A 13031-nucleotide genomic window follows, 5' to 3' on the forward strand; every position below is an offset into this window, starting at 1 on the left:
TTAGCCGTTCTCCAATCCAGATGCGTAGTCCGGCATCTGGGCCGGTGGTTCGATGTCGTTTTCGTCCCAATACCCTATCAAAACGCCAAATTTGTCCTCAAGACCCACCATTTGGCCTGCCCGTTCTTCCGAGACTGTTTCCCGTTGCCGGTATTGAAGCGACCAGTCGGCCAGCGCGTAGTGCATCGTCTTGCGCGCATCCTCAAACTTTGGATCCCGGCCCAGATCGACAAACTCGTCCGGGTCATTCGTCAGATCAAACAGCATTGGCGAATACCCCGGCGCGTGAATGTATTTCCATTCGGAATTTGCGATCATGTACGTCCGGCACTCCAGCGGCACGCGCCCGGTTTTGGGGCTGAAAGGTTGCATGAAATAGTCGTATTCGCTGATCACATAGTCACGCCACGCCACATCTTCGCCGCGCAATAGCGGCATCAAAGACCGGCCATCGATAATATGTTCAGGCACCGTGCCGCCCGCGCGTTCGATAAAGGTTGGGACGATATCAATCGCCTCAACAAACCTATCGTTCACGGTGCCACGTGTTGCATCAAAGGCGGGATCGGGATCGGCGATGATCAAAGGCACTTTGACCGCTGGATTGTGGAAGAAATCCTTGTCGCCCATCCAGTGGTCGCCAAAGTAATCCCCATGATCCGAGGTGAACACGATCATCGTATTGTCCAACTGCCCACGCTCTTCCATGAACTTGAACAGAATACCAAGTTGATCATCGATTTGTTTGATCAACCCCATGTAGGCCGGAATGGTCGCCTCGCGGCGTTCGTCATTCGAAAAAGTACGCGCGCTAATGCGTTCCTGATAGAGCTTGGCCAGCGGGTTTGGATCCTCGCACTCGACCTCGGATCGGTGTACCGGTTGGACGTCTGACGGGCCATACATGTCATGATATGGCGCTGGTGCGATGTAGGGCCAATGCGGTTTGATATAGCTCAGATGCAACAGCCAGGGTGTTTCCCCGTCGTCCTCTGCCAAGAACTGCATTGCGCGCCTCGTCATATAGGGTGTCTCGGATTCTTCGTCCGTCACCCGCGCGGGCTGGTTTGCCACATCATTAAAAAAGCCAGATCGCGGGGCCTCAGCCCCCTCTGTAGCGTTTGCCGCCCAATGCCACGGGTTTTTGTGCCCGTCATAGCCGCGTTCTTTGAGGTATTCGTTATACTTTACCCCGGGCTTTAGGACCAAATCCGGGTGGATCCCGTCATCGCGTTCATAAGGTTCAAACCCTGCTTGAGCATGATGCACCCCTATTTCGCTGGTGGGATCGATCCCAAGCCGTTTCATGCCCTCTTGATCCGCGATCATATGGGTTTTGCCGACCAGCACCGGGCGCATGCCCAAAGGTTTCAAATGATCGCCGATGTTGTGTTCGCCCACACGCAGTGGGACAAAATTGCCCGTCGCACCGTGGGAGGACACATAACGGCCAGTGTAAAAGCTCATCCGGCTGGGGCCACAGATCGGGGACTGTACATAGGTGTTAGAAAATCGCACGCCGCGCGCCGCCAAGGCATCTATGTTTGGCGTTTGCAACGTCTTGTGACCGGCACACGACAAATAGTCATATCGCAGCTGGTCACACATGATGAAGAGGATATTTTTACGATCTGACATCTGATTGCATTCTAGGCCTTAATAGCCATGACGCCTGATCCAGAGGGGATCGCGCGGCGCCACAGTGAGTCATTTGAAGTGTCTCTGGTCACAAGATTAAAGGTTCACTTTCCCGCCATCTACATTCAAGGTCTGGCCCGTTACGAAATCACTGTCAGGCGTGATCAGATATAGCAGCGACCCCATAAGATCCTCTGGAACCATTTCGCGTTTGATCGAACGGCTGGCCACAGTTGGACCGCGCGCGGGATCAAAGCCTGCGTGACCTTGCAACGCTTCGCTTTCAGTCAGGCCTGGCGCAATCGCATTGATTTGGATGTTTTTGTCGCCCAGCTCACGGCCAAAACCACGGGTCAAGGCAATCACAGCGCCTTTAGACGCCGTGTAATGCGACAGACCGGGAGGGCCATAATAGAAGGTCCCCGATGCGATGTTGACGATCTTGCCGCCACCCGCGCGCAGCATCGCTGGCACCACCGCTTTGCAGGCCTGATGCACGCCGCGGGCGTTTACAGTCATTACCTTGTCAAATTCGTCGTTGTCGATTTGCATAAACGGCTTTGGCTGAAGCGCCGCAAAGATCGAGGCATTGTTGACGAGAATATCCAATGAGCCGAACTCTTTTTCGGTGGCCTCGACCATCGCCGCCAGGCTTTCGTCCGAAGTCACATCGACAGTCATGCCCATGGACGTGCCGCCTGCATCCGTAATGCTGGCAACTGTGCCTGCGGTGTCCAACACGTCGGTGACCACAACTTTGGCCCCTTCTTGCGCCATACGCAGGGCCATTGCCGCCCCAATACCACGTCCAGAACCTGTAATTACGGCTGTTTTCCCATCCAATCTTCCCATGGAAGCCTCCCTTTTTGTTTGCCTGCGAACCCCGTCGTCCGCGGGGCTGTCTTAGATTTCAATTTTCAGAATTTTTGCAACTTCGGGCCAGCTCATGGCGCCGTTGTCGCGCAGATCGTTTGTCAGATCTTCGGGCACCCAGTCGATGAAACTGGTTTTAAAGTGCGGATGCCTCTCGACAGCCTTGAACCAGCGATCCACATTAGGAAGACGCCCGCCTTCCCACATGCCCCGCATCGACATCATCGCCAAGCGGTTCACATAGGGCGTCAAAGCGATATCAGCGATCGAGAATTTGTTGCCGACCAGCCAGTCATTGCCGTCCAGCGCCGTATCCATTTTGGCCAGATAATTGTCATAGAGCCTGACCTTCTCAACGGCACCAGGGGCTTCGAAGCCGTAGCGCACAATGGAATCCTTGAAGCTTTTCCAATCAGACGTGACCGAGAATTCCGGGGTTGAGGCCAGGAACTTTTCCGCGCCCTCCTTACCCAGCTTGCGCAAAACCGTATGGCGATGCGAACACAGAAAGGTCATGGCCCCGCAGGCAGGATGCAGATCCTCGTCCACTGCTTTGGTCCAGTAACGCACCTGCGCGCGTTCCCATGGATCAGCGGGATGCACAGAATTTTCTGGCATAATATGATCAAGGTATTCAACAATAACCGTGCTGTCGGTGATGATCAGATCATCGTGCACCAAGGTTGGCACAACAGCCTTGGGATTGATCTTGAGATACTCCGGCTCAAATTGTTCGCCTGCCAAGATATCAATGTATTCGCCGTTCCAGTCGATGCCTTTTTCGGCCATTGCAAAGCGTACTTTGGCTGCACAAACAGACGATCCATGATGGTAAAGCGTAAAGGTCATAACTGCACTGTCACCCATTTGAGTTCGGTCATTGCCTCGAGGTCGGCGTCGGTGCCTTCTCGGCCCACGCCGCTTTCGCCATTGCCGCCAAAGGGCACATGGGCTTCGTCGTGGATTGTAGGGCCGTTGATGTGGCACATTCCGGCGTTAATGTTGCGGGCAAAGTGGAAGGCGCGGTCGATGTTTTTGGTAAAGATCGCCGAGGACAGACCGTATTCGCTGTCGTTGGCCTTCTCCAGACCTTCTTCATAACTATCAATAGGATAGATCGATGTGACCGGCCCAAAGGTTTCGGTTTTGCACACCGTCATTGTCTCGCTCACATCGGTCAGCAACGTCGGCTGACAGCGGTTGCCTTCAAAGGCACCGCCGGCTGCCACATGCGCGCCTTTGGCCACGGCATCGGCGATGTGATCTTTGACCCGCTGGCGCTGACGCTGGGAAATAATCGGTGCGATCACCGTTGCCGGATCGCGCAGATCACCCATGCCAACTTTGCCTGCAATCATCGAAAAACGCTTGACGAATTCATTGTAAATCGGCCGTTCCACATAGAACCGGCTGGAGCCGATACAGGCCTGACCGCCGAACATAAAGATCGAACGCGCAGCCAGCGGCATCACCGTGTCCAGATCCGCGTCGGCCATCACCAAGGTGGCGCTTTTGCCGCCCAACTCGAGGGTCGCTGGCGTCTTGTTTTTGGCGCAAATCTCGTTGATGTGCTGACCCACAACGGTCGAGCCAGTAAAAGTGACAAAATCCACATCCGCATGGCCGGTTAGGTCATCGCCGATCTCGACGCCAAGCCCTGTGACCACGTTGTAGGCCCCTGCTGGCACGCCTGCCTCTGCTACGATTTCCGCAAAAAGAATGCTCAGATGCGGGGCCATTTCCGATGGCAAATGCACCACTGTGTTGCCCACAGCCAGTGCGTTGGCCACCAGCCGCGTGGTTTTGATCAAAGGCACATTGAACGGCGTGATGACAGCGACGACGCCCAGAGGCTCGCGGATCGACATCGAGAACGTGCCGGGCCGGTCGGACGGAATTGTCTCGCCGCGCACATTGCGGCACATGCCTGCGGCGGCGCGCAGCATTGTCAGGCCTTTGGTAAATTCGAACATCGCCTTTTGCACAGGCGATCCGATCTCGTCTATCAAGCAATCGATCAGGTCTTTTTGGCGGGCCTCCATGATCTCTGCGATGCGCAAGAGCCAGCGCTCGCGCTCTGTTGGCGTGGTCTCTTTGTAATTGGTGAACGCCGCCTTCGCCGCAGCAACCGCTGCCCGAACATCCGCACCCGTTCCTTTGGCGGCATGCACGTAATGGCTGTCGTCCAACGGGTTCAAAACCTCGAACGTCTCCCCACCAGACGCCCCAACCCAAGCACCCCCAATGAAATGCTCTAGTGTTTTAATGTCTGTATGACCGTCCATTTCTGTGCCCCTCTGCAGTGTCTGGAAGACGCGCCTTCTGGCCACGCCAGAAACGTCAAAGTCGTATTTCGGCAATTCCGCGCGCGCCGCGCTTTGGGATCCCAAAATAGAAAACCGACGTGCGTACGCCCCGACTCCCTCATCATTTCATTCAATAAACACAGCTTGAGGATCCCAAATCAAGGAAAAATTTTCCTAAAGCCACTAGTCCAGTAGAATCTTTTATAGCTTTGGGATCCCAACATCCGAAGAAATGGGCTGAGATCATGCTTTGTCCACGTTCTTTCAGCAAGCTGTGAGACAAAGATCGCTTTGAGGATGGGACCCAACGGGTCACACTGCGCGTAACTTCGCGAAACCCAGTTGGGGATCAAGTATCACCTTGCCCGAACAGAAATAGAAGTCAGCAATAAAATCGTCATGCTGTTCCGCCTTTGTCTGGGCCAAGCATGACAGCCAAACCCAAAGCATCTGTCATATTGAACGCCCCCATGCCGCCGTCGATAGAAATATCGGCCCCTTTGAGCCAATGACTGTCCGGCGACAAAACGAAGGCCGCTATTTTCGCTACCTCTTCGGGTGTTCCGACACGCCCAGCCCGCTCGACGTTTTTGGCCATTTGCATGCCAAAGGCCTTCTTGAAATCGTCAAGAATGCCTGTCGCAATCCCCCCCGGGCTGAGGGAATTGACCCGAATGTCGCGGTGCACCATCTCCTCGGTCATCGACAGGGTCCAAAGTAAAACAGCCTCTTTTGACAGGTTATAGGCCCGCGTTGGATCAATGGCTTCATCGTCGACAAACCGCGCGATCTGTTCCAATTGCTGCAATCCAGCGAGGCGTTTGATCTGATCAAGGTTGTTGTGCCATTTATGGCCCGCACGGGACGCCATGTTCACAAGCGACGCGCCCGCATTTAGATGCGGCATCATTGCCTGCGTAAAGCCCCGCGTGCCAGTAAAATTCACTTGCAGAATTTTCGCTGCTTGATCCGCCACAGGTGGCAGACCCGCGTTGTTACACAACCCGTCCAACATCCAAGGTGTTGCCATAGCGGCGGAACGGATCGAAGCCTTATCAGCCAAATCCAGCGGGACAAAGTGATCGACATTCTCATACGTTTCGAGCAGATCATAGCCAACAACTCTGTTGCCTTGAGCCTTGAGGACTTGGGCCAAAGCCGCGCCAATGCCACTGGCCACACCGGTAATTCCATATGTTCGTGTCATGCGTTCCCCAAGTCTATGATCAATCAGCACCCTGCCCTAAAAGAGCAACCCATCCATTAGTTTGCGGGCCGTTCTGAGCACTTCTGCGCGTGTGACCATCCCGTTCTCCATATGCCCGACAACTGTCATTTCGCCCGTGGGATGCTCAATCGATAGTGCCTTGGGATCGCCTTCCGGCACTTGCGCAAGGTCGTGACCAACCGCCCCCAGCGTCAAACAGGCCGTCGCCACACTAACGGCCCCGAGCACGCCGATGGTCTTGTGGCAGCGGTGCGGGATAAAGGTTCGCGTGGAAATTGTACCACCTGCGCGGGGCGCGCTGACCAAGGTCATCTTGGGGACAGATTTCTGAGAAATATCGCCAAGGTTCATCATAGGGCCAGCCAATGTACGCAGTGTTTCCAGACGCTCGCGTAACGCGCTGTCGGCCTCTAGGGCGTCCGGCGCTTCGGCCCCTGTCAGGCCCAAATCAGCGGCGCGTATCACCACACAAGGCATGCCATTATCGATCAGCGTTACCTCTATGCCGTCTAAGGTATCACTTGGTGAACCCGTTGGAAAAAGGGCGCCACAAGTAGACCCCGCCGTGTCCCGAAATTCAATTGGCACGGCAGCCGCGCCGCCAGGCACGCCATCAATTTTCGCAGCCCCCTTGTAGCTGACCGCGCCATCAGGCGTCTGCACACGTGCTACGGCAATCTGCCCGGTATTTTCCATATAGATCGTAACAGGTGTTTCCCCATTGCGGGCCGCGACCAGCCCCCGCTCAATCGCAAATGGTCCAACCCCAGCAAGGATATTGCCGCAATTTTGCGCGTCCGTCACAAGCGGTTTGTCCACAAACACCTGCAAAAACAAGTAGTCGACATCAACGCCGGGCCTTTGGGATTTTTGGACAATGGCAGCTTTGGATGTCAGCGGATCCGCGCCCCCCATCCCATCGATTTGACGCGGGTCGGGGGACCCAAAAGCCTGCAACAAAAGACGATCGCGCTGCGTTGGATCCGTGGGCAAATCAGATGCTAGAAAATAGCCACCTTTAGAGGTTCCGCCGCGCATCCACATGACGCGCGTGCCGTCATTCATAGGTCAGGCCTTTTTTGGCAAGGACCGGCCGGAAATCATAGATGTCCAAACCCAACTCACCAGCCGCAAAACGGCGACGTTTTTCATCCTCTGCATCGAGGCGCTTTTGTGTGGCGTCCATCACAGCAGGTGCATTTTCGCGAGGCACGACGCAAACGCCATCATCATCCGCCACGACGATATCACCAGGATTAACGCCTACGCCTGCGCAAATAATCGGCACATTGACCGCGCCCAAAGTAGCCTTGATCGTGCCTTGGGCCGAGATAGCCGTCGACCAAACCGCAAAGCCCATCTTTCGCAGATCTCGGGTATCGCGGGTGCCTGCGTCGATGATCAAAGCCTTGCATCCGCGCGCCATCGCCGAGGTTGCCAGCAGATCGCCAAAATACCCCATATCGCAGGGCGATGTAGGGGCCAAAACAAGGATATCGCCCTCTTGCAATTGCTCAATCGCCACGTGGATCATCCAGTTGTCACCCGGCGGGGCTGAAATCGTCACAGCAGATCCAGCCGTGCCAAAATCCTGCTGAATGGGCCGCATCTTGGACGACATCAGGCCGGTGCGCCCTTGGGCCTCGTGCACTGTAGCAACCCCAGCTGACCCCAGCCTTTTGATGATGTCGGGGTCAGCACGTTCAATGTTTTGGACGACAACACCAGATCGCGTAGGGGGAATTGTCATACCAGCTCATCCACGGTTTGGGGAAAGACCATTTGGAAACCTTCGGCATGGGTGGCTTTGCGCCCCCCGGCCATTCCACCCGAATTTCTGCGGAAATGATTGCCCCGGTTTTCGGCGACATTGGTGTAATAATCCCAAAGGTGTTCTTGGCCTTGCATACATTCGATGGCAGCCCGCTTTTTATCCCAAACCTCGGAGATATCGAGAAAAACGTTTGGTTTCCATTCCATTTGCTCGGTTTGGTGGGGTTCAAACAAGTAAAGCTGCGGCGCGCCCAGCACTTTTTGACCGGGATTATGTCCCCATGCTTGGGCCATCATCCGACAGGTCAGCGCAAAGTCGGTCGTGTACATATGATCGGTATTATACGGGTCCCATTTCGAATGGCTCATCATCCACTTGGGCTGAACCGCGCGAATGACATCCACCATACGGTCTTGGGTCTCGCGCCCCAGATCCAAAGGGTAATCTCCTACATCAAAGAACTGTATGTCATGCACATCCAAGGCGCTTGCGGCAGCCTCCGCTTCCTTGCGGCGTTCAGTTTTGACCTTATCAAGGGTCATGCCCTTTTGCTTCCACAGCTTGGCGCTTTCGCCCCGTTCTCCATAACTGAGACAAACCACAGTCACTTCGACGCCTTTGGATTGATGCAGCGCAATCGCCCCGCCACAGCGCCAGACAAAATCGGCAGAATGGGCACTGATCACGAGGGCTGTTTGGGGGTCAGACATGGCGCTAGATCTCCGTCTTATGGGGCGGTTTGGGCACAGGCGGCGTCCCATGCGTGTGGAAGCTTTCGATGGTTTTCAGCCCCCACGCCTGCCCCTTTTTGCGTTCTGTTTCCGTCCAAGTAACGGTTTCCCAGTCGGGCGCGAGGATCAACCGCGCACCCGCATTGGCCAACTCTACCCGGTTGCCCGCAGGTTCCCACACATACAGGAAAAAAGTGCCTTGGATTGCGTGTTTGTGCGGACCCGTTTCGATATGGACCCCGTTTTCAAGAAAGATATCAGCGGCGCGTAGAATATCCTCACGCTGATCAACAGCATAGGTCACGTGATGAAAGCGGCCCTGCCCGCCACCGTGTTCTTCGGTACAAGCAAGATCATAGGTTTTGTTGTTGACCGTAAACCAACATCCCCCAAGGCGCCCGTTGTCCAACTGGATTTGCTCGGTGACGCGACTGCCAAGGCAGGTCACCATAAAATCGCGAAAAGCAGTGACATCGTCGGCCAGCAGGTTGAGGTGATCCAATCTGCGAGGACAGCAGCCACGCCCGTGATAGCGCTGTGCGAGGTTTTTCAGTGCCGGCGCTTCGTCCGGGGGGGCTTGATAGCGATTTGTGTCCCAATAAAGTTCAAAGATATGCCCAAAGGGATCTTCAAAACGAAACGCACGGCCATGCCCCAAATCGCCCTCAACCCAGCCATGGGTCGTATAGGGAGAGGCTTCAATCGCGGTCACTCGGCGATCAAGGGCCGCCTGTGAGGCCACACGGTAGCCTATGTGGCCAACGCCTGTGGTCTTTGCTGCTGTAAGTTTCAGGGTGTGATATTCGTAATCATCGAAGGCGCGTAGATAGGTGCTGTCCCCTTGCTGGCCACTGATCGTGAGGCCGTAGACACGGGTAAAGAAGTCCAAGCTTTCGTCGAACCGATCCGTCAGGACCTCAACATGGCCCAAATGGGCAACGTCCGCGCAGTATTCGTCCATATGTCCCCCAAACGATTCCCCTTGGGACAAATTATTTGGACAAAACAAACCTGTATACCGTGAAATTACCCAAAACCTAGCTGGCCTTATCAACACCGCGTTCAAGTTGATCGGCTTCGATGCTTTCAAAGAGAGCTTTGAACTTGCCTTCCCCAAAGCCATCGATGCCACCGATCGTGGGCACCTCCATGGTTTTGTCGGTGCCGGTGTAGGGTGTCGCCCCATTTTTAACCGCGTGATCATAGGCGTGTTTGGTATCCACAACACGCCATGCCATGGACGGCGCACAGGGTCTATGGTCCTCGACAAACCGCATGGCGTGGCTATCTGGCGCGCTGTTGATCACATATGTGATGTCGCCTTGCTGCCAAAATTCTATTTCCCGGTTAACCTGTCAGTTGTGCTGCTTTGCGCGCGCGAAATTGCAGCAAAATCACTGGGACCAACAACACGGCGCCAATGGCAAAGGTCAGCAATCCTGGTGCGATGAACAACAGCGACACCATGGCGATCCAATAGCGCTCGGGCTTGCCCATTGGTGCAATAAAGTAGCCAGAAAACGCAACGCCAAGCGATGCGATCCCCATCATGGCCCCAGCCAGTGTGATGGTGAAGGCGGCCCATGTGAACCCGTCTGCCACCAGCAACAGTGCAGGCGAATAAACAAAAACAAACGGCACCAGTGCCTTGGCGATGCCCAACCGGAACGCAGTGTTGCCTGTCTTGAACGGATTGGATCCAGCGATCCCAGCCGCGGCATAAGCAGCCAGTGCAACAGGCGGCGTGATATCGGCCAAAACCCCGTAGTAGAACACAAAGAAATGCGCGACCAAAGGTTCTACACCAAGGATCTGAAACGCCCCGCCCGTGACCGACACCAAGATGATATAGGTTGCCGTGGTTGGCACCCCTGCGCCCATCACGATGCAGGCAACAGCCACCAAGACCAGCGAGAAAAACAGCGCCCATTGCTGCAAGTCAAAGTAGTTGAACAAAGGAAGGGCCGCAAAGAACGCAGCAAAATCATTGGCTGTGGTGATGACAATTGCACCAATGCGGAACCCCGATCCAGACAGTGTGATGACACCAACGATGATCCCCACGCAGGCCGCCGCTGTCCCGATAGCAATTGTGTTACGCGCACCCGTGGCCAAGGCCTGATAGAGGTCTGGGAACGTGAGGCGATTGTTGGGTTTTAGAAAGCCGATAACGACGCAGGCGATGATTGCATAGACGCCCGCAAAATCAGGCGTGCGTCCCGAAAAAATCGCGTAGAGCAGGACAAACAACGGCACGACCGACATCCAGTGTTCCTTGAGCACCAGCAGTGCTTTGGGCAGTTCTTCGGCGCGCAGGCCGCGCAGGCCCAGCTTTTTGGCCTCTAGGTGGACCATCACGAAAATGCCAAAATAGTGCAGCAGCGCAGGAAACAGCGCCGCGGCCAGTACGTCGCGCAGGGGAATGTTCAGATAATCCACCATGATAAAAGCCGCAGCGCCCATGACCGGTGGGGTGATCTGACCGCCTGTTGAGGCCGTGGCCTCGACCGCGCCAGAGAAATGCGGCGGATAGCCCACGCGTTTCATCGCAGGGATAGTCAGCGATCCCGTGGTCACTGTGTTTGCAATAGACGAGCCCGAGATCGACCCCATAAAGGCCGAGGCGCAAATCGCCACTTTGGCAGGTCCACCTGAATAGCGACCGGCGATGGCCGTGGCCAAATCGATGAACAGCGCACCAAGGCCAATGCGCGTCGCAAGAACGCCAAAGACCACAAAAAGGAATACATATTTGGCCATCGCACCAATGGCGATACCGTAGATACCTTGAGATCCGTAAATCCCGTCGACAAAGCCTGCCCAAGACACACCGGCGTGGATCAAAGGCCCCGGCGCATAGCGGCCAAAGATAGCATAAAGCACGAAGATTAGCGCAATTGCAGGCAGCGTGGGCCCAATAGACCTGCGCGCCGCCTCAAGGGTGAACAGCAAAACAACAGACCCCATAAAGGTGTCCATCGTGTTGGGATTGCCCGCACGGGCAGCGGCCACATCCAAGGGCAACAGCGGCAGGTACATGGCGGCCGCAACCGCCAAAAGTGCCAAAACCAGATCGACGATATTCACACCGTCGTAACGATACCAAGTGTTTGCAGGCACCTCGAGGCTGCTGCTACGGCGCCATGAAAACAACAGAAACGTCAGGCCCAAAACAAAGGCCAAGTGCACGCCAAAGCGCATCAATTCATTCGTCGTGCCAAAGCCAGATTGATAAATGTGATAGAGGGTCATTGCCACCAAGGCCGCCGAAATCACCATGCCTGCCTTGGCCCCGGTGGGTCGGAATGCAGACTCGGAATCGTATTTGCGCTCAATGGCGGCAAGCTCTTCTTGACTTAGCTCTTGGTCGCTCATTTGCCCGGCCTTTGTGTTGCTTGGTGTTTAGTGAAAAGGGGCCCAACCCGTCTGACGGGGCCCCTTTTTGGGTAAGGTTGGCTTACTCAAGCAGACCTGCTTCGCGGTAGAAACGCTCGGCACCTGGGTGCAACGGCACACCGATACCAGCAAGGGCAGTTTCTGGTGTGATGCTTGCGCCTTTGGCATGGCCTACGTCCAGCAAACGACGGCTTTCGTCATTCCAAAGGGCTGCTGTGATGTTGTAGATCAGCTCTTCGTCCTCTTTGGCGGATGTGTACCACTGCGCGCCTACAGAGACAGTCGACACAGTGTCGATACCCTCATAAGTGCCGCCCGGAATGTCAGACTGGGCAAAGAAGCCATACTTACTGGTCAGTGCCTCGGCACCGGGGCCTGTGATTGGCACCAGTGTGATGTCTGCAGCGGAGGCCAATTCGACAATGCCACCTGTTGGGTAGCCTGCGACAACAAAGAACGCATCAATCTTGCCGTTGCGCAGCGCCTCGGAGGCAGCATTGCCTTTGAGGGCTTCGGCATTCACGTCCTCAATACTCAGGCCATTGGCCTCAAGGATCAGCGTAGCGTCTACGAAAGTGCCCGAACCCGGCTCGTCCAAAGATACGGTTTTGCCGGCCAGATCAGCCACAGAAGTGATCCCGCTGTCGGCCAAAGCAACGAGGTGAATGTGCTCTTCAAACAGGGCCGCAATTGTGCGCAGTTCTGTAGCAGGCTCTTCGCCTTCACGTGTGCCGGTGCCGGTATAGGACCAATAGGCCACATCGGATTGAGCAAAGCCCGAGTTCCGCAGACCAGACAAAATCGCGTTGATATTGTCGACAGAGCCACGCGAAGATACGGCAGAGGCAATCAGCCCGTCTACGCCACACGACCCGCCTTGCCCGCATTCGCGCGATCCCGGAGGCTTGGAAATCGCGTTGGCGATCACACCACCCACGGGATAGTATGTGAAAGATGTGCCGCCAGTCCCGATTGAGAAAAACTGAATGTCTTGTGCTACCGCACCGCCAGCAAGACCAAGTGCGAAGGCTGCACTGAGGGCCGCTGTTTTAAATCTAGAGATCATCATCTGATCCTCCCTTTTT

11 protein-coding genes and 1 pseudogene are annotated in these 13031 nt (G+C 55.4%); all 12 read right to left on the bottom strand.

The window, feature by feature from the left end:
* The 12 genes and pseudogenes from ACIRQ6_RS14105 to ACIRQ6_RS14160 all read right to left on the bottom strand — a co-directional run bounded on the left by ACIRQ6_RS14105 (position 1) and on the right by ACIRQ6_RS14160 (position 13012).
* Positions 1–1638 (bottom strand): alkaline phosphatase family protein, encoded by a 1638-nt coding sequence (locus ACIRQ6_RS14105; RefSeq protein ID WP_420861243.1) that lies wholly within the window; start codon positions 1636–1638, stop codon positions 1–3.
* Positions 1639–1734: 96 nt separating this feature from the next.
* Positions 1735–2490 (bottom strand): SDR family NAD(P)-dependent oxidoreductase, encoded by a 756-nt coding sequence (locus ACIRQ6_RS14110; RefSeq protein ID WP_420861244.1) that lies wholly within the window; start codon positions 2488–2490, stop codon positions 1735–1737.
* 51 nt (positions 2491–2541) lie between these two features.
* The gene (locus tag ACIRQ6_RS14115; RefSeq protein ID WP_420861245.1) at positions 2542–3360 is read right to left on the bottom strand and encodes a glutathione S-transferase family protein; all 819 of its coding nucleotides are present in this window, start codon (positions 3358–3360) and stop codon (positions 2542–2544) included.
* A complete protein-coding gene (locus ACIRQ6_RS14120) occupies positions 3357–4796 on the bottom strand; it encodes an aldehyde dehydrogenase family protein (protein ID WP_420861246.1) in 1440 nt (479 codons plus the stop codon). The genes ACIRQ6_RS14115 and ACIRQ6_RS14120 overlap by 4 nt, the downstream gene beginning before the upstream one ends.
* A gap of 418 nt (positions 4797–5214) precedes the next feature.
* Positions 5215–6024 (bottom strand): SDR family oxidoreductase, encoded by an 810-nt coding sequence (locus ACIRQ6_RS14125; RefSeq protein ID WP_420861247.1) that lies wholly within the window; start codon positions 6022–6024, stop codon positions 5215–5217.
* Between the two features lie 36 nt (positions 6025–6060).
* Entirely contained in the window at positions 6061–7110 is a 1050-nt protein-coding gene (locus tag ACIRQ6_RS14130) for a 4-oxalomesaconate tautomerase (RefSeq protein WP_420861248.1), read from the bottom strand.
* Complete coding sequence (locus ACIRQ6_RS14135; RefSeq protein ID WP_420861249.1) at positions 7103–7795, bottom strand: 4-carboxy-4-hydroxy-2-oxoadipate aldolase/oxaloacetate decarboxylase; 693 nt, start codon at positions 7793–7795, stop codon at positions 7103–7105. The genes ACIRQ6_RS14130 and ACIRQ6_RS14135 overlap by 8 nt, the downstream gene beginning before the upstream one ends.
* Entirely contained in the window at positions 7792–8529 is a 738-nt protein-coding gene (locus ACIRQ6_RS14140; RefSeq protein WP_420861250.1) for a PIG-L deacetylase family protein, read from the bottom strand. Before ACIRQ6_RS14140 ends, ACIRQ6_RS14135 begins: the two co-directional genes overlap by 4 nt.
* A 4-nt stretch (positions 8530–8533) precedes the next feature.
* Complete coding sequence (locus ACIRQ6_RS14145; RefSeq protein WP_420861251.1) at positions 8534–9511, bottom strand: VOC family protein; 978 nt, start codon at positions 9509–9511, stop codon at positions 8534–8536.
* Between the two features lie 157 nt (positions 9512–9668).
* A pseudogene (locus ACIRQ6_RS14150) lies at positions 9669–9890 on the bottom strand (4-hydroxyphenylpyruvate dioxygenase); the annotation flags it as partial.
* A gap of 7 nt (positions 9891–9897) precedes the next feature.
* Entirely contained in the window at positions 9898–11925 is a 2028-nt protein-coding gene (locus tag ACIRQ6_RS14155; RefSeq protein ID WP_420861252.1) for a TRAP transporter permease, read from the bottom strand.
* 82 nt (positions 11926–12007) lie between these two features.
* Complete coding sequence (locus ACIRQ6_RS14160) at positions 12008–13012, bottom strand: TAXI family TRAP transporter solute-binding subunit (RefSeq protein ID WP_420863913.1); 1005 nt, start codon at positions 13010–13012, stop codon at positions 12008–12010.
* Between the last annotated feature and the right edge of the window lie 19 nt (positions 13013–13031).

Source organism: Algirhabdus cladophorae, from assembly GCF_044772865.1.
Taxonomy (GTDB): Bacteria; Pseudomonadota; Alphaproteobacteria; order Rhodobacterales; family Rhodobacteraceae; genus Algirhabdus; species Algirhabdus cladophorae.